This is a genomic window from Tabrizicola sp. T74 (assembly GCF_057219935.1).
This window is the reverse complement of sequence record NZ_JBXVVT010000001.1, coordinates 318,573-335,956: the sequence shown is the minus strand read 5'-3', so window position 1 is coordinate 335,956 and position 17,384 is coordinate 318,573. Positions and strand designations below refer to the sequence as shown.

15 protein-coding genes and 1 tRNA gene are annotated in these 17,384 nt (G+C 67.8%); 5 read left to right on the top strand and 11 right to left on the bottom strand.

What is annotated here, in order from left to right; all coding sequences use genetic code 11:
* The first annotated feature begins 200 nt into the window (after positions 1-200).
* Positions 201-956 carry an SDR family NAD(P)-dependent oxidoreductase gene (locus AC2EAL_RS01725; RefSeq protein WP_484723382.1) on the top strand — a complete coding sequence of 252 codons (756 nt, stop codon included), beginning with the start codon at positions 201-203 and terminating at the stop codon, positions 954-956.
* 23 nt (positions 957-979) lie between these two features.
* On the opposite strand, the gene AC2EAL_RS01720 is transcribed toward AC2EAL_RS01725, so the two are convergent.
* From AC2EAL_RS01720 to AC2EAL_RS01690, 7 genes are all read right to left on the bottom strand, one after another.
* Positions 980-3,619 (bottom strand): AAA family ATPase, encoded by a 2,640-nt coding sequence (locus AC2EAL_RS01720; protein ID WP_484722444.1) that lies wholly within the window; start codon positions 3,617-3,619, stop codon positions 980-982.
* A complete protein-coding gene (locus tag AC2EAL_RS01715) occupies positions 3,616-4,734 on the bottom strand; it encodes a metallophosphoesterase family protein (protein WP_484722443.1) in 1,119 nt (372 codons plus the stop codon). The genes AC2EAL_RS01720 and AC2EAL_RS01715 overlap by 4 nt, the downstream gene beginning before the upstream one ends.
* Positions 4,735-5,028: 294 nt before the next feature.
* Positions 5,029-5,105, bottom strand: a tRNA-Pro gene (locus AC2EAL_RS01710).
* Between the two features lie 59 nt (positions 5,106-5,164).
* Entirely contained in the window at positions 5,165-6,130 is a 966-nt protein-coding gene (locus tag AC2EAL_RS01705; RefSeq protein WP_484722442.1) for a DMT family transporter, read from the bottom strand.
* Positions 6,131-6,222: 92 nt separating this feature from the next.
* The gene (locus AC2EAL_RS01700; RefSeq protein ID WP_484722441.1) at positions 6,223-7,080 is read right to left on the bottom strand and encodes a DMT family transporter; all 858 of its coding nucleotides are present in this window, start codon (positions 7,078-7,080) and stop codon (positions 6,223-6,225) included.
* A gap of 48 nt (positions 7,081-7,128) precedes the next feature.
* Positions 7,129-8,235, bottom strand: coding sequence for a 3-isopropylmalate dehydrogenase (gene leuB, locus AC2EAL_RS01695; RefSeq protein ID WP_484722440.1), 1,107 nt, complete (start codon positions 8,233-8,235; stop codon positions 7,129-7,131).
* Between the two features lie 55 nt (positions 8,236-8,290).
* Complete coding sequence (locus AC2EAL_RS01690; protein ID WP_484722439.1) at positions 8,291-9,166, bottom strand: LysR family transcriptional regulator; 876 nt, start codon at positions 9,164-9,166, stop codon at positions 8,291-8,293.
* A gap of 84 nt (positions 9,167-9,250) precedes the next feature.
* Between AC2EAL_RS01690 and AC2EAL_RS01685 the strand changes: the two genes are divergently transcribed.
* A complete protein-coding gene (locus tag AC2EAL_RS01685) occupies positions 9,251-10,150 on the top strand; it encodes a Rossmann-fold NAD(P)-binding domain-containing protein (RefSeq protein WP_484722438.1) in 900 nt (299 codons plus the stop codon).
* Here AC2EAL_RS01685 and AC2EAL_RS01680 read toward each other — a convergent pair.
* The 4 genes from AC2EAL_RS01680 to AC2EAL_RS01665 all read right to left on the bottom strand — a co-directional run bounded on the left by AC2EAL_RS01680 (position 10,114) and on the right by AC2EAL_RS01665 (position 15,347).
* The gene (locus tag AC2EAL_RS01680; protein ID WP_484723381.1) at positions 10,114-11,136 is read right to left on the bottom strand and encodes an endonuclease/exonuclease/phosphatase family protein; all 1,023 of its coding nucleotides are present in this window, start codon (positions 11,134-11,136) and stop codon (positions 10,114-10,116) included. The two genes, AC2EAL_RS01685 and AC2EAL_RS01680, sit on opposite strands and share 37 nt — an antisense overlap.
* A 31-nt stretch (positions 11,137-11,167) precedes the next feature.
* Entirely contained in the window at positions 11,168-12,109 is a 942-nt protein-coding gene (locus tag AC2EAL_RS01675; protein WP_484722437.1) for a hypothetical protein, read from the bottom strand.
* A gap of 191 nt (positions 12,110-12,300) precedes the next feature.
* Positions 12,301-13,599: an HlyD family type I secretion periplasmic adaptor subunit gene (locus AC2EAL_RS01670; RefSeq protein ID WP_484722436.1), complete on the bottom strand. Its 1,299-nt coding sequence runs from the start codon at positions 13,597-13,599 to the stop codon at positions 12,301-12,303.
* Positions 13,596-15,347, bottom strand: coding sequence for a type I secretion system permease/ATPase (locus AC2EAL_RS01665; protein WP_484723380.1), 1,752 nt, complete (start codon positions 15,345-15,347; stop codon positions 13,596-13,598). Before AC2EAL_RS01665 ends, AC2EAL_RS01670 begins: the two co-directional genes overlap by 4 nt.
* 141 nt (positions 15,348-15,488) lie before the next feature.
* Between AC2EAL_RS01665 and AC2EAL_RS01660 the strand changes: the two genes are divergently transcribed.
* The 3 genes from AC2EAL_RS01660 to AC2EAL_RS01650 are packed head-to-tail and all read left to right on the top strand — an operon-like array spanning position 15,489 to position 17,379.
* Positions 15,489-16,340 carry an MlaA family lipoprotein gene (locus tag AC2EAL_RS01660; protein ID WP_484722435.1) on the top strand — a complete coding sequence of 284 codons (852 nt, stop codon included), beginning with the start codon at positions 15,489-15,491 and terminating at the stop codon, positions 16,338-16,340.
* Positions 16,330-16,938: an MlaC/ttg2D family ABC transporter substrate-binding protein gene (locus AC2EAL_RS01655; RefSeq protein WP_484722434.1), complete on the top strand. Its 609-nt coding sequence runs from the start codon at positions 16,330-16,332 to the stop codon at positions 16,936-16,938. Before AC2EAL_RS01660 ends, AC2EAL_RS01655 begins: the two co-directional genes overlap by 11 nt.
* A 3-nt stretch (positions 16,939-16,941) precedes the next feature.
* Complete coding sequence (locus AC2EAL_RS01650; protein WP_484722433.1) at positions 16,942-17,379, top strand: bleomycin resistance protein; 438 nt, start codon at positions 16,942-16,944, stop codon at positions 17,377-17,379.
* Positions 17,380-17,384 lie beyond the last annotated feature (5 nt).

Sequence of the window (17,384 nt, the reverse complement as noted above, 5' to 3'; positions counted from 1 at the left end):
GTTTACTAAACCGCTTTACAAGGACAACACACCAGAACACGGCGAGTCAACGGTGTTGGTCGGGTGCCTGGCGGGAAAGCGAAAGCCACAGGCCCGGACGTGCAGAACTGCCCGTGAACTCACCCTTTCGGCGCTTGACCATCCCCGTCGCTGCCGCCACCTTGGCCGCCCCTGTCCGCCCGCTTGAATGGATTCCCGACATGTCCGACCGTTTTGCCAGATACCCCAGCCTCGCCGGAAAAGTCGTCTACGTTACCGGTGGCGCCTCGGGGATCGGCGCCGAGATCGTAGCGGCCTTCGCCGATCAGGGCGCCAGGGTCGGGTTCGTCGATCTGGACGCGGAGGGTAGCGCGGCCCTTTGCGCGGCCCATTCCAACGTAACGCATGAAATCTGCGACCTGCGCGACATCGCAAGCCTGCGCGACGCCTTCGCCGCGCTGAAAACCAGGATCGGCCCGGCAGACGTTCTGGTCAACAACGCCGCCCGCGACGACCGTCATTCCTGGACCGAGGTCACGCCGGAATACTGGGACGAACGGATGGACACCAACCTGCGCCACCAGTTCTTTGCTATTCAGGCGGTGGCCCCGGACATGATCGAACGCGGCGGCGGGTCGATCATCAACTTGGGGTCCAACAGCTGGTTCGAGGCAGGGGGCGGCTTTCCCGCCTATGCCACGGCCAAGGCCGCCGTGCATGGCCTGACCCGCACCATGGCGCGGGATCTGGGAAAGCACCGCATCCGCGTCAACGCAGTCGTCCCCGGCTGGATCATGACCGAACGGCAGAAGACGCTCTGGGTCAAGCCGGACACGATCGAGGCCCACCGCAAGCGGCAATGCCTGCCAGACCTGATTGACCCGGTCTATGTGGCCCGGATGGTCCTGTTCCTCGCCTCGGACGATGCCGCCATGTGCACGGCCAGCAGCTATATGGTCGAGGCCGGGTCGATCTAGCCGGGGCTCGCGACAGCGGTCGGTCAGGCGGTTTCGACCGCCACCGTTGCCCGTTCCCCGCCCAGGGCCGCAAATGCCCGCTGACGGCAGGTGAAGACAAGGATCTGCTGATCTTTCGACGTCCGGTGCAGCGCGTCGAACATCGCCTCGATCCGGTCGTCGTCCGAGTGCACGAGCGCATCGTCGAGGATCACCGGGATGGGGCGCCCGGCTGCGGCAAAAAGCCGGGCAAAGGCAAGTCTGGTCAGGATCGCCAGTTGCTCACGCGTGCCGCCAGAAAGGATGTCGAGCGGTTCTTCCTGGCCGTTGCGCGTCAGGGTGGCGGGAAGCAGCGTCGCGTCGTCGATCACCAGCTGTGCGCCGGGGTGCAGGATGTGCAGCAGGGGCTGCAACTCTCGCATGACCGGCTCGAAGTAGGCATCGCGGGCACGGGTGCGGGCCTCCTCAAGCGCCCGTCGCAAGCGGGTCAGCGACCGGACCTCGGCCTCGTAGCGGGCCGCGCGGGCCTCGGCCTCGACCCGTTCCTCGGCAAGCGCAGAGAGCTGCTCTTCCAGGCCCTCGTCCGCCAGCGCGGTGATGGTTGCGTTCAGTCCGGCCAGTTCCTCGCGCGCCTTTGCAACATCGCGCGCAGCCTGGTCAAAGGCGCTCTTCGCGCGGGCCAGACGCGCCTCGGTGGTGGCAAGGTCGGCGGCAGAGGCAAGCAGGTCCGCAAGCGCAGCCTGTGCAGCGGTCCGGGTTGCGGCAAGTGTCGGCATGCCTTGGGTCAGCGCCGCCATTCGGTCGGCAAGCGCCCTGGCATCCCCTGCCTCGGACCGCGCAGCCGCATGCTGACGTTCGGCCGATGCGCGATTGGCCTCGGTGACAGCGCGCGCCTGGTTCGCCTGAACCACAAGGTCATGGGCCGCGTGTAGGGCGGCGGTTGCCGCGGCTTCGGCGGCCTCGGCTTCGGCCAGCGCAGCAGCGAGGCCTTCGGGCTCCTCGACCTCATCCTCGCCCGACACTGCTTCCGCATCGGCCACGGCGCGGGCCAGGGCAGCGCGCAGCGCGTCAAGACCATCTGGCGCAATCGCTGCCAGAAGGGCGGTGGCCTGAGCAATCGCCGCTTCATGGTCGCGGGCTTGCGCCAGTGCTGCACGGGCCTCCGTCCCGTTTTCCACATCGCAGGCGGCCAGTGCGGCGTCCAGCCGCTTGCGGGCGGCAAGGACCTCGGCCGAGGCATCGGTAGACCGGGCAGTGCCGGGGTCGATCCGCAGGCTGCCAAATCCGGGCAGGATCAGTTCCGCCGCAGCAAGCAGAGGTTGGGGCCCGGGCGGCAAGGGGCGGCCTGCCAGAAGCGGCATCGCCCCGCCCTCGGGACTGGCTTCGATGGTGACGGCCTGAGCCTCGGCCCGCGCCTGGGCAAGCTCCAGCGCCGCCTGGGCCTTTTCGGCTGCCAGGACCAATTCCGGCGTTGCCGTGATCCGGCTGCGCCCGGCTTTGGCACGCTCAAGATCGGCCTGAACGACACCGGCCTGGTCCAGACGCCGACGCAAGTCCTCGGCTTGGCTCTGTGCCAGCCGGGCGGATCGCGCGCGGTTTGCCCGATCCAGACGAAGGCGCAATGTGCGGGCAAGTGCCACCGCCGCGTCAAGTCCGTCCGCAGCCAGACGTTCCCGCTGGCCCAGGTCATCGGCGCGGCTACGGGCCGCAGCGGCGGCCTCCTCGGCCTGTCGCTGGGCCTCGGCCGTGTCGGACAGCCGAGCGGTCAGCGACGCAAGCTGCGCGATCTCCGCCTCTGCCCGCCGGGCATCCAGATCGGCCAGTCGCAAGGCGGTCTCGGCCTGTGCAATCCGCGCCTGATGCGCCAAAGCCTCCTGATGGGCGGCCTCGGCCAGGGCAAGCGTCCGGCTCCGCTCGGCCACGGCGTCCGGATCGGTCAAACGAGCGAGCGCCCGCTGCACCTCGGACCGGCGCGCCAGATCGACGGACAGGCGGTCCGCACGGGGCCGCAGGTCGGCCTCGCGCGCAACCAGGGCTTCGACCTGATCCAGGGCCCGCTTCCATTCGCCGTTGGCCTTGGGACGACCACCGTCCGTCGCAAGAACCGCCAGCGCGGCAGTCACCTTGTCGACGACAAGGTCCATCCGTCGGCCGCCGGTCATCATGTCGATCTCGCCCGCGACCGAGGAAAGCAAGTCACGCCGGGTGGCCAGCCCCCGCTCGCGCTCGCGCCGATCGTCGGTGCTGCCGCCCTCGGGCTCCATCCCCAGCATCCCTTGCCTTACCCAAAGCAGGCCCGAAGGACCGTTCAGACCGGACGCCATGATCCGGTCGATCCAGGCTTCTGCCTCGTCCGCCTGCGAGACAAGGCGCCCGGTGGCGTCCAGTACCTGCGCCTGGGGCCGCTGCAGCCAGCGCTTCGAGATGCGAAATCTTCCCTCAGGCAGATCGATGTCGACGGCCACTTCCGGGGCACCGCCTGCGTGCGGTTGCAGCGCCTTGATCACGGCGTTCCGGCTGCCGTGGCGTTCGAAGAACACCGCCTGCAGGGCGTCGAAGAAGGTCGACTTGCCGAACTCGTTGGCCTCGCAAAGCACGGTGATGCCATCGCCAATGCCTGAAAGCGTGGCACTGCGCCCGGCAAAACGGCGAATGTTGGTCAGCTTGATCGTGCGGAGCTTCATGTCCTGACCTCGCGCGACAGGGCATAAAGCCGGGCCAACGCCGATGCGGCCGTATCCCTGTCAAGCTGCGACCGGCCCGGATCTCCTGCTTCTGCCAGCAAGGTCTCTGCCGCCTGTCGCAGGGCCCCGGCGCGGTCGATCTGGTCAAGATCTTCCGGCAGAGCCTCAACCCCAAGACCCGTCAGGTCCGCAAAGAACCAGCCGAAGTCCGGGGCGCGATGGGCCAGGTCCGCTTCAAGTGCGGCACGCTCTGCCAGTGGCATGCGTCCCGTCAGGATCAGACGGACCAGATGGTCGCGCGCAGCCATCTTGGGAAGGGCAGCAGCGATCCGCGCAGCCACATCTTCACCTGGCAACACGTCGATCTGCGGTCGAAGCCACCGGAAACTGGCGACTTCCACCGGTGTGACCTGCGGCGACCGACCGTCGAGCGAGACCAGAAGGGCCGACCCCGGCGCATCGTGCTTGAACCCGTCCGGTTCCGGTGTTCCGGAATACCAGGTCGTGGGGCCAACCCGCAGCTGCCCGTGCCAATCACCCAGCGCCAGATAGTCCAATCCCGATTTCTGCGCCCGGTCGGGTGGAATGATTCCGGTCGTCCCCTCCTCCCCCGAGAAGTCGGTGATCGCGCCATGCCCAAGGCCGATACGCAGCGTTCCGCTTGGGGTAGCAGCCGACATTGACTCGGTCAGATCCCGGCCCGGCTTGCGTTGCGTGCAAGGGGCCGGCAGCAGCCAGACACCAGCCGAGGATTCGACCGGCGCATCGGTGGTAAGCGCGCGCAGGTTCGCCGGACCGTCGGTCGCAATCCGCCGCCAAAGCTCGGTTGCCGCCAGGCTGTCGTGGTTGCCGGGCAGCAGGACCCAAGTCAGGTCGGCAGCCTCGCGCATCGCGGTCATCGCCTGGCGCAATGTGTCGGGGGCGGGGGTCTCAGCGTCGAAGGTGTCGCCCGCCAGGAAAATGGTCCTGGCTCCTCCGTTGCGCGCAGCGGCCGCCAGCCGGGCGATCGCACCATGCCGAGCCTCGCGCAGGCGATGGCGAATGCCTTCCGGGAAGTTGCCGAAAGCCCTGCCAAGGTGCAGGTCCGAGGAGTGGACAAAACGAAATGCTGTCATGTGCTTACTTGCCGCTAAGCAATCCGTTCGAGCAAGGCTGATCTTGACGCTGTTTGCTGCAATCCGAGAGAAGGTTCAGGCTACCGCATGACCCCAAGGCGTTGTCACGGGTTCCGGCATCAGCCAAGGAATCACCCCAGGATGCCAGGATCTACGCCGTCTCGATCAGTCGAAGGGAAGGCTGGCCCCATCGCTCATGAAAGGCGCTGTGCTTAGGTCACCAAGACCGGAAACCTGTTCCAGAGCTGCAGAAAGCTCTGACTTAAGCGCATGAATTTTCGGGATTGCTTTAGATGGTCGGAGCGAGAGGATTCGAACCTCCGACCCCCTGCTCCCGAAGCAGGTGCGCTACCAGACTGCGCTACGCTCCGACCGTGGGCTGCGGGTTATCCGGTCCGCCCGGCTTTGGCAAGAGGCGAAACGGGCCGCCTCATGCCTGATCGCCGCCCCGCTCAAGCCGCTTAAGCCAGGTGGAAATCCGCGGCAGGGTGCCGATTTCCCAGCGCGAGCGGTTTTCCAGCACCGGCCGGTTCTGGCTGATCGACGGCGTGCTTTCCCGCAAGACGATGTAGATGCCCGAAGCGATGATGACCGAGGATCCGATGCCGGTGTAGAGGTCGATGGATTCGTTGAAGAACAGCCAGCCGTACAGCGCCGCCCAGATGATCTGCGAATACTGCATCGGCGCCACGACGATGGCGGGGGCGGTGCGGTAGGCGGCGATCGAGGCCAGCGCACCGAGCGTGCCCAGAAGCGCCATCACCGCGGTCAGCGACAGGTCGGTCACCGGCATCGGCTGGTAGACAAAGGGCATCAGCGCGCCGGTGGCGATGAAGGTTAGCACCATAGGATACAACATCAGCACCACCGACCGCTCATCCCGCCCGATCTTGCGCACGATGATCGAACTGAGCGACCCCGTCGTCGCCGCCCCCAGCGCCGCCAGGTGGCCCAGCGAAAACCCGTCGCCGCTGCCGGGCCGCAGGACGATGATGACGCCGATCAGCCCGACGATGACGGCGATGCCACGCCGCAGGCCCACCCTTTCACCCAGCATCGGGATCGCCATCAGCGTGATGAGAAGCGGCATCGCGAAGAAGATCGCATAGCAGGTGGCCATCGGCAGGACGGAAAAGGCATAGAACCCCATCGCCCCGGTCACCACCGCACTGACCGTCCGGATCACCGTCCACCAGGGATGCCGGGGGATCAGCGTGCCATCGCGCCGGTCGGACAGAAGCAGGATGGTGATCAGCGGAAAGCCCATCAGCCCGGCAAAGAACATGGTCTGGAACGGCGAGTAATGCCCGCCCAGGTACTTCACCACGACATCGTGGGTGGCATAGAAGGCAAAGGCGGCCAGCGACAACAGCGCACCGCGAAGCGTAGGGGACATGCGAAAATATCCGGGGCTGGGGCGCGAAACTGACGCCGCGTTAGCGCCCGCACAATCGCCTGTTCACCCGCCGGATGCAAGGCCGCCAGGCCCTATGCCAGGCTCTTTTGCTGCTCTTGCCGCCAGACCACCAGGATGCTTGCCACCGCGATGATGACCATGCCGATGGCGGTCGTCGCGGTCATCGGCTCGGCGAAGAACAGCGCGCCGAAGACGGCGGCCCAGGCGATCTGCGAATACTGCGTCGGCGCCACCACCACCGGCGGCGCGGCGCGGTAGGCGGCGAACATCGCCAGCGTCCCGGCCAGTCCGAAGACCGATATGCTGGCGATGGTGGCAATGTCATGCAGGGGCATCGGCTGATAGCGCCCCGGCAGCAGCAGGAACGCCGTCAGGCACTGCCCCAGCGCCGGATACAGCAAAAGCGCGACCGAGGATTCCGCGCCCCCCGTCTTGCGGATGATCAGGTAGTGCACCGCTGCCATCAGCATGCCGAGGACCGCCGCCAGATGGCCCCACCCAAACTCAATCCGCCCCGGGTTCAGGGCTACGATCACGCCGATGAGGCCCAGCACCACGGCAAACCCGCTCACCACATCCACCCGGTCGCCCAGGATCGGCCAGGCCAGCAGCGTCAGCACCAGCGGCATGGTGAAGAAGATCGCATAGGCCTGCGCCAAGGGCATCGCGGTGAAGGCGTAGGTCACCAAGAGCGCATTGGCGATCAGCGCCAGGGTCCGGATCGCCATCAGCCAGGGATGCACCGGGCGCAGCCGGACCGGCTGCCACATCCACAGCAGCCCGATCAGCGGCAGGGTGAACAGGCTCGCGAAAGCCACGATCTGCACCGGGTGGTAGGTCCCGCCCAGGAACTTGATCGTGCCATCGGCAATGGAAAACAGCCCGAAGCCCGCCAGCCCGAGAAGCACGCCTTTCAAGGCAGGGGACATCAGAACGCTCCGGGGAAAGGCCGGGGCAACAGCGCCCCGGCGGCGGTCTTACAGGCTCGCGTCCAGGGCGGCCAGGATCGCATCGCCCATCTGGGCGGTCGAGACCGGGGTGCCACCCTCCGGCCCCATCAGGTCGGCGGTGCGGACGCCGTCGGCCAGCACCTTCTCCACCGCCTTCTCGACCCGCGTCGCCTCGTCGCCCATGTCAAAGCTGTACCGCAGCGCCATGGCGAACGACAGGATGCAGGCGATCGGGTTGGCCTTGCCCTGACCCGCGATGTCGGGGGCCGAGCCATGCACGGGTTCGTACAGCGCCTTCGGACGGCCATTGGCCATCGGCGCACCCAGCGATGCGGACGGCAGCATGCCCAGGGACCCGGTCAGCATCGCCGCCGCGTCGGACAACAGGTCGCCGAACAGGTTGTCCGTGACGATCACGTCGAACTGCTTGGGCCAGCGGCAAAGCTGCATCGCGCCCGCATCGGCGTACATGTGCGACAGCTCCACATCCGGGTAATCGCGGTCGTGCACCTCCTGCACCACCTCGCGCCACAGGATGCCCGATTCCATCACGTTGGCCTTCTCCATCGAGCAGACCTTGTTGTTCCGCTTCCGGGCGAGTTCAAAGGCCGACTTCGCCACCCGGGCGATTTCGCTTTCCGTGTAGCGCTGGGTGTTGATCCCCACCCGCTCGTTGCCTTCCTTGAAGATGCCCCGCGGCTCGCCGAAGTAGACGCCACTGGTCAGCTCGCGCACGATGACGATGTCGAGGCCCGCGACGACCTCTTTCTTCAGCGACGAGAAATCGGCCAGCGCGTCAAAGCACTGCGCGGGCCGAAGGTTCGAAAACAGGTCCATCTCCTTGCGCAGACGCAGAAGACCCCGCTCCGGTTTGACGGAAAAGTCCAACTTGTCGTACTTCGGCCCCCCCACGGCACCCAGCAGCACCGCGTCCACTTCCTGCGCCTTGGCCATCGTCGCATCCGTCAGCGGCGTGCCATGCGCGTCATAGGCGCAGCCGCCCACCAGGTCCTCGCTGACGTCGAACTGGACGCCACGCTTGGCCCCCATCCAGCCGATGATCTTCTTCACCTCGGCCATGACTTCGGGGCCGATGCCGTCGCCGGCAAGGATCAGGAGGGACGGGTTGGCCATGACATGCTCCGCTGGAATTGGGTCGCCGTGGCCCTAGCCCTTCGGCCCGAAACTTTCAAGCGGGGAAGGCTGCGGCCAGGATGTCCCAGACCCGTCGCAGCCGGGGCGACTGGCGCAGGCGCGGCGCGGCGGTCAGCCAGACGGGAAGCGAGGGCAGGTCTGGGATCACATCGATCCGCTCCAGCCCCGGGTCGGCATCCCCCACCGCCCGCAGGATGCCGCCCAACCCGCAGCCCGCCCGGACGAGTTCGACATAAGTCACCGGATCGTCGCAGCGCACCGGAAAGAAGCTGCGGCCGACCTCGATGCCCAGGCCCCGCATCACCCGGATGATCTGGTCCATCCGGTCCTGCCCGACGAAGTCATGGCCCATCAGGTCATCGATACTGGCCGGACGCCCGCGCCGGTCCAGATAGGCCTTCGCTGCATACAGCCCCAGCGGCACCTCGCCGATCTGCCGTGCCACAAGGTCGGGCTGCGTTGGCCGGTACATGCGCAAGGCAATGTCCGCCTCGCCGAACAGCAGGTTCTCGGTCGTGTCCGATGGGACCAGGTCGATCTGGATGCCCGGCTCCTCCTCCCTTATGCGCGCCACGATGCCCGGCAGGATCACCTGCGACACCACCCGGCTGGCGGTGATCCGCACTGTCCCCTCGATCCCCGTGGCATGGCCCTTCGCGGTCAGCGCCAGCTCCGCCGCCGCGGCCTCCATCATCCGCGCCGGGGACAATAGCGCCCGCCCCGCCTCGGTCAGCGCCTGCCCCTGTGCGGTCCGAGTGAACAGCTGCACCTGCAGCGCCGCCTCCACCGCCTGGACATGCCGCCCGAGCGTCGGCTGGCTGATCCCCGTCGCCCGCGCCGCCGCCGACAGCGACCCGGCCTCGGCCACCGCAAGGAAGGATCGGATCAGGGTCCAGTCGGGCAGCTCCATTCATTCATGAATGCCCATCCGGCGCTTTCATGCAATTCCTTTCGCGCTTCCCCTCCCGCATATCTTCGGGAAAAGGAGATCACCATGACACAGACAGCACTGGTCCTCGGCGCATCGGGTGGCTTTGGCGGGCAGGTGGCCCTCGCCCTGCAACAGGCAGGCTGGACCATCCGCCGCTATCAGCGCGGCACCGACATGACCGCCGCCGCCAAGGGTGCGGCCCTCATCGTCAACGGCCTGAACCCGCCCGCCTACCACAACTGGGACAGGCTCATCCCCGAGATCACCACCGCCGTGCTGGCGGCGGGCAAGGCCTCGGGTGCCACACTCCTTGTCCCCGGCAATGTCTACCCCTACGGCACGGAACCCGGCCCCTGGAACGCCGACACCCCCCACCGCCCCGTCGCCCGCAAGGGCCACATCCGGGCCGAGATGGAGGCGCGCTATCGCGATGCCGTCGGCCAGCGCACCATCCTCCTCCGCGGTGGTGACTTCCTCCTCCCCGAGGCGCCGCAGATGCTGATGAACCGGGTGATCCTGGGGAGTGTCGCCAAGGGCGTCGTCACCTCGCTGGGCGACCCCGACGCGCTTCACGCCTATGCCTACCTGCCCGACATGGCCCGCGCCGCCGTCCGGCTGGTGGCCCTGGGCGACCGGCTGCCCGCCTATGCCGACATCCCCTTCGCCGGCCACGCCTTTACAATTTCCGACCTCGCAGCCCGGATTTCCCGCCTTCTCGGCCGGCCGATCCGCACAAAACGCTTCCCGACCTGGATCTTCACTGTCACCAGCCCGGTCTGGGAACTCGCCCGCGAACTGCGTGAGATGCTGTACCTCTCCAGCTTCCCGCACCAGCTTGACCCCGCGCCATTGCGCCACTGGCTGCCCGACTGGAAGGACACGCCCCTGGACGAGGTTATCCTGCGCCACCTGCAGGCGCGGGGGCTTCAGGGTAGCTCGACCTCAACCCAGACAGGAAAGTGACGCGAGGCGGCGGTCAGGTCCGGATACAGTGGATCGGTCGCCTTCGGCCACATCACGCCCGCATCCGTCACCCTAAGCCCTGCCGAGGGCAGCACATAGTCCAGCCGCAAGCCCCCCAGGTCATCATAGATCACCGTGTCCAGCGCCGGGTCACCCGCCTGGCCCGGCTCCACCCGCCCATGCGTCCCACGCTGGGCAGGGTCCTGCAGCGCGTTATGCGCAAGCAGCGCCCCGATCCCCTCACGCAACCCGTCGCCATCCGCCGGGTCCAGGTTGCCGTCCCCCAAGAGCACGAACGGAGCCTCCGGCGGCAGCATCGGCAACGCACCGTCCAGATACAGCCGCCAGAACGCGGCCTCGTCATGGTTGCGGCGTCCATTGCGGTCCTCGGGCCCGTCAAACACCGGCGGGGTCGCGTGCCAGGCCAACAGGTGCAGGGGGCCTTGCGGGGTAATCACCGGCACGTCCCAGAACCCCGTCGTCGCCAGGCGTTGCACCTCGATCAGGCCCGGGTCCATGCCATCGGGCAGCATCGCACCGGGCAGGTCGCGCCAAAGGAAAGCCGAGTAGTCGCGCGCCGCGTCCTCATCCACCGGAAAGCGCGACAGGATCGCCATGCCGCCCTGACCCGAAAACAGCCCAAAACCCTGCGCGTCTCGGGGGTCGCCGATCCGGCCATTGCCATCGACATCAAAGCCCGACTGCATCCCGGTGTTGGGGCGCAGCGCAAAACGGTGCGGATAGATCGCTCCCGCTGCCGCCAGCCGGTCGGCCAGCAGCCGCAGCGCCACCCCGCCCCGGTCGTAGTCGACCGCTGTCAGCAGGACCACATCGGCGTCCAGCGCCACCAGCACCCGCACCAATGCCGCGATCTGCGGATCTTCGCCCTTGGCCAGGTCCTGCACCAGGAGGCCCGGACCCTTCCGGTCCAGCCCGACGTTCCAGGTCGCAAAGCGCAAGGTCTCGGCGCTGGCCCCAGCGGACATCAGCGCCCATAGCGTCAGGACGACTCCGACCTTAAAGATCGTCGTCATCCTCGTCGTCGTCCCGGTCCAGCCGCCCCGGCTCGATCGCACCCAGCACCGCAAGCTTCGCGGCCCGCTTGATGCGGATCATGTCGGCAATCCGCGCCATCGCCACGGCCCGCATGATAAGGGCGGCGGGCAGGTAGGCCCACAGCGCCATCGCCCAGATCAGCGTCTGCGGCGAGGTCAGGGCCTCGGCCGGAATGCCACGGGTCAGCACCGCAATGATCGCCGGGATCACGAACGGGAGCAGGAATCCCACCGCCAGGTTCGCATGCGAATCGCGCACCAGCCGGTCGACCACATCGCCGCCCGCCGTCGGCTCGAACGTGGGCAGGTTGACCCAGACGTTGAACGCGCTTTTGGTGTTCGGCCAGCCCGCCAGCTTCAGCACGATCACGAACAGCGCCAGCGAGAAGATCGAGACAAGGTAGGCCGTCCCGGCCGCCACCTTGACCTGGGCGATATGCGCGGCAGTGGCGCTGTCATCCAGCATGTAGCTTGCCAGCCGGACCGGCGAATAGGGGAAGTCCAGCGCAGACCCGATGATCAGCCCAAGCGCGTGGAACAGCCGGGTGACCGTGGTCGGCGATTCCTGGTCGGCGACGATGGCGGACAGGAAGACGACGATGGTCAGCATCATCAGATAGCGAATGCGGTTGTAGGGCGCGCCGTCGCGGAACTCGATCAGGCTGGGGTAGACGGCGTTGTACTCGAAGAACACAAGCGCCCCGCCGAAGATCGCGACCAGCGCCACGATCTGCTTGGTGTCGGTGCCGATGCCCGGCAGGATCACCGAAGGCATCACGATCAGGATCATCACCAGCAATGCACGGACGGCAGCGGCGAAGGCGCGCGTGATCCAGCTGCGGGCCCAGCTCTCCGGCCCGGTCGCCGTTCCCAGCCGCAGCTTCGTGCGCAGCCCTTCGATCATCGCGGTCCCGCTTGCCACAATTCCGCCCAATTCTGCCCCGGTTTCTTGCCGACTCGCTCTGGTTGAGCGCCATCTAGCCCAAGCTTTGTGGCCATTTAAGGGTCAGTCTGGGCCAAGTCGCGGGCGTCGTGCAGTTTTTCCGGACAATCACCCGGCTTTTCGGCTTGATCCCGCCAAGCGGCAGCCTCGGCTCAGCTTTCGCGGAAAGCGCGCGAGAAGTAGTCGGTGAAGGGTTTGACCAGGTAGGCCAGCGGGGTGCGCTGTCCGGTCTGCAGGAAGACTTCCACCGGCATTCCCGGCAGCAACGTGCGGTCACCCAGCCGCGCGGCCTCGCCCGGGTCAAGCTGCAGCCGGGCAGAGTAGTAGGTCGCCCCGGTCTGCCCATCGGTCAGTGCATCGGCCGAAATCAGCGTCACCCGGCCCAGCAGATGCGGCGTGTCGCGGGCCGAGAAGGCCGGGAACACCAGTTCCGCCGGTTGCCCGACGGCGACCTCGTCGATGTGGATCGGCGCGATGCGGGCGCTGATGACCAGCGGGCGGTCCTGCGGGATGACGAACAGCAGCGGGTCGGCCGGACGCAGCACCGCGCGCGGGGTGGTCACCTGCAGACCGAGGACGACCCCGGCCACCGGCGCGCGGATCTCCAGCCGGTCGACGCGTTCGGCCAGCGCCCGGCGACGTTCGGCCAGCTCCAGCATCGCAGGCCCGATCTCGCGCAGCTCGGCCGCCGCTTCCTCGCGCCGGCGGGTTTCCAGGCCCGCGATCTCGATCCGGGTCTCGGTCACCTGGCCCCGGGTCTGCGCGAGGTCAGCGGCAAGCGCGCCAATAAGCCCCTGCAGCCGCGCCCGTTCACGTTGCAGGGCCAGCACCGGCCCGGCCTGGGCCAGCCCCTTGTCAAGCAACCCCTGCCGCGCGGCCAGCTCCTGTTCGATAAGGTCAAGCTGGGCGGCGACAGCCCCGTTCTGCGCGACTATTCCGTTCGATTGTTCGGTGATCTGCTGGGTCCGCTGTTCCAGAAGCGCGCGCTGCTCGGCCAGTGTCGCACGGCGCGCCTCGAACAGGCGGCTTTGCCCGTCCAGCTGCGCGGCCACCTCCGGGGCGCTTGCCGCCTGGGTCACGAGGTCGTCATCAAACACCAGGCCTTCCGCCCCATCACGCTCGGCAATCAGGCGCGCGCTGCGGGCGGCAAGCTCGGACAATTGCCGCTCGACGATCACCAGCTCCGACCGCAAGGCCGCGCCATCCAGCCGGATCAGCGGATCGCCCGCCGCCACCCGGGCGCCCTCGCGGACCAGGATCGCCTCGACCACGCCGCCGTCCGGGTGCTGGACGATCTGGCGGTCCGCTTCGATCTCCACCTGCCCCGGGGCGATGATCGCGCCGGAAATCCGGGTCGTCACCGCCCAGAGGCCGAACCCCGCGACCAGGATCAGCGTTGCGGCCAGGCCCAGGATCACGGGCCCCCGGAACGACAGGCGCCCGCCCGTCATGCCACCCCCCGCGCCGCGACCGGCCGCGCCACGTCACCCGCACTCCGCGCCGCCTCGCGCAGGACGGTGTCGCGCGGCCCGAAGGCGGCGGCGGCCCCTTCGTGCAGCACCAGGAGGAGGTCGCATTCCTGGATCGCCTGCGGCCGATGCGCCATGACCAGGGCCGCCGCCCCCCGCGCCTTTGCCGTCCGGATCGCCATGTTCAGCGCTTGCGAGCCCTCCGCATCCAGGTTCGCGTTTGGCTCATCCAGGATCAACAGGACCGGATCGCCGTACAAGGCCCGCGCGAGGCCGATGCGCTGGATCTGCCCGCCGGACAGCTGGCTTCCAAGGCCCGCGACCGGCGTGTCATAGCCCTGCGGCAGCCGTAGGATCATCTCATGCGCCGCCGCCGCCCGCGCCGCCGCCACCACCGCCGCGGCCTCGGCCCCTGGCTGCAGACGGGCGATGTTCTCGGCAATCGTGCCGTCAAACAGCGTCACCCGCTGCGGCAGATAGCCGATGTAGCTGCCCAGCCGGTCCGGGTCATGCTGGTCAAGCGTCGCGCCATCCAGCCGGATGCGCCCCTCCACCGGGCGCCAGACCCCGGTCAGGGCGCGGGCCAGCGACGACTTCCCCGCCCCCGACGGCCCGATCACCCCCAGGGCCTGTCCAAGGGGCAGCGTGAAGCTCAGGTTGCGCAGAACCGCGCCCGTCCCGCCCGGCGGCACCAGCGTCAGCCCCTGCACCTCGACCAGCCCTTGTGGCCGTGGCAGTTCCGTCCGCGGCGCCAATGGCGGGGCATTGGCCAAAAGCTCTGCCAGCCGCAGCCTTGCCTGCCGGGCGCGGGTCGCCACCGACCAGTGACCCACCGCCTGCTCTACCGGCTGCAGCGCGCGGCCCATCAGGACCGAGGCTGCGATCATCGCGCCCGCCGAAAGCTCTTGCCGCAGCACCAGCCAGGCCGCGAGCCCCAGCATCGCCGACTGCAGGAACAGCCGGAAGGTCCGGATCAGCACGGAATAGCGCCCCGCCGCGTCCGCAGCCATCAGCCCGCTATCCCGAGCCATTGCCCGTCCGGCCCGCAGCCGGGCAAAGACGGCCCCGGCCATGCCCAGGGCCTGCACCAGCTCGGCCTCCTGCTTCAGCCCCTCGGCCTGACGCTCGGCCGCAAGACCCGCGACGCTGGCCTGTTGCAGCGGCCCGGCGGTCGCCAGCTGGTTCAGCCAGCTTAAGCCGATGATGACCAGCCCCCCCGCCAGCGCCAGGACACCCAGCCAAGGGTGGAAGACGAAGATCGCCGCGATGAACAGGGGCGCCCAGGGCGCATCGAAGATCGCCAGCACCACCGGCGAGGCCCAAAACCGCGCGATCGCGTCCAGGTCGCGCTGGGCGGCCTGCGCGGGCACGTCCTGCGGCGCAACACTCAACCGGCGAAAGGCGGCCGACAGCACCCGCGCATCCAGCCTGTCCTGCAGCCGCGCGCCGACCCGCGCCATGATCCGGCCCCGGGCATGATCCAGGACCCCCATGACCAGAAACAGGAAGGCCATCAGCACCGACAGCGCCAGAAGCGTTTCCTCGGACCGCGACACCAGCACCCGGTCATAGACCTGCAGCATGTAAAGGGGTGCCGTCAGCATCAACAGGTTGACCAGCGCCGAGAACAGGAAGGCCGCCAGCACGGCCCGCCGGAACGCCGCGCGGGCGCCCTCCAGCTCGGCCAGACCCGGGGCTATCCCCGGCGCTGCGGTCGCGTCCTGTGCCATCGGTCCTTCCTTGGCGTCTTCCTGCCATGCGCGACGCATCTGCCACGTTTGACCGTTGTCTTGGTCAAGTGCGGCACGTATGCCTTGGCCCAAGGCCGTCGAAGACTATCGTTAACGGCTCTGAGGCCGGACAGTAGGGACATGGGTCTGAACATTTCATTGATTTCCGGGCGTCTTGCGCAGATTTCGGCCCTGCTTCTGTCGGCAGGCCTGCTCGCGGGTTGCGCGGCCCCCACTGGCCCCGACGCGATCAACGACCCGTTCGAACCCGCGAACCGCAAGGTCCATGCCTTCAACAAGGGCCTCGACCGCGCGCTGGTCGGGCCTGCGTCCAAGGGGGTCGGCATCGTGCCCGAACCCGTCAAGCAGGGCATCGGCAACCTGGCCGACACGCTCTCGCTGCCCGGCGACATTGCGAACAACCTCCTGCAGTTGCGCCTCGTCGCTGCTGGGGAAAACACGCTGCGGCTTGCAGGCAACCTGACCTTCGGCCTCGGCGGCCTGATCGACTTTTCCTCGGCCATCGGGCTGGACGGCAGGCCCACCGACTTTGGCGAGACGCTGCATGTCTGGGGCGTGGGCGAGGGGCCTTACCTGGAACTGCCGCTCGCCGGTCCCTCGACCGCGCGCGACACCGTGGGGATGATCGTCGATACCGCGCTTGACCCGGTCAGCCGTGCCCTCCCGGTGCGCGAGGCGAATGCCGCGGCGATGGTCCGCCTCTTCTCACGCCTTGGTGATCGCGACCGCTTCTCGGAAACCGTGGATTCGGTTCTATATGACAGCGCGGACAGCTATGCTCAGGCACGGCTTCTGTACCTGCAGAACCGCCGCTTCACCCTGGCGCGCGGCAAGACAACGGACGAGGCCGCCGCTTCGGATGACGGGTTCATCGATCCATATGCCGACGAAGGCGGCGCGGTCGAGCCTCCTGCCGAAGCGCCCGCCGACCCCGGCTTCATCGACCCCTACGAGGACCCCTATGCCCAGTAACCCGACCCTCTCGCGCCGCGGCCTTCTGGCTGGCCTGGCCGTCGTGCCGCTGATCGCCGCGTTGCCCCGTCCGGCCGCCGCGCTGACCGCCGATGCCGCGAAGGCGCTGGTCGACAAGACGGTCGCCGACATCAATTCGATCATCAACTCGGGCAAGTCCGAAGGCGCCATGCTGAAGGATTTCGAAAAGCTCTTCACCCGCTACGCCGACGTGCCCACCATCGCGCGGTCGGTCCTGGGCACTGCGGCCCGCTCGGCCTCCAAGGGCCAGCTCTCGGCCTATACCAAGGCCTTCCAGGGCTATCTCGCCCGCAAATACGGCCGCCGCTTCCGCGAGTTCGAGGGCGGCCAGATCGACGTGGCCGAGGCCCGCGCGGTGAAAAGCTACTTCGAGGTGATCTCGACCGCCCGCCTGAAGGGCGAGGCCCCGTTCGAGGTGCGCTGGCATGTGTCGGACAAGTCCGGCAAGGACCTGTTCTTCAACATCATCATCGAGGGCGTGAACATGCTCGCCTCGGAACGGACCGAGATGGGCGCCCTTCTCGACCAGCGCGGCGGCGACCTCGACCGGCTGATCGCGGACCTGAAGACGCTCTGACCGATGGCCGAGGCCGAGGGCGAAAGCTGGGCCGCCCTGGTCCCCGAGCTTCTGGTCGCCGATCTTGACCGTTCGCTTGCCTTCTACCGTGACCTTTGCGGCTTTCGGGTCCGCTATGCCCGGCCCGAGGATGGCTTTGCCTATCTGGACCTCGGTGCGGCGCAGCTCATGCTGGAAGAGCTTTCCGACGATGCCTGGCAGACCGGCCCCCTGTCGCCGCCCTTCGGTCGTGGCCTGAACCTGCAGATCGAGGTCGCCGATGCGCCAGCGCTGGCCCAACGGCTGCAGGCCGCAGGTCAGGCGCTGTTCCGCCCGCTTGCCACCGAATGGTATCGGCAGGACGATGTCGAACATGGCCAAAGCCAGTTCCTTGTCCAGGACCCGGACGGCTACCTGCTCCGCTTCATCCAGCCGCTGGAAACGCGGGACGTCCGGTCGTAGCGCAT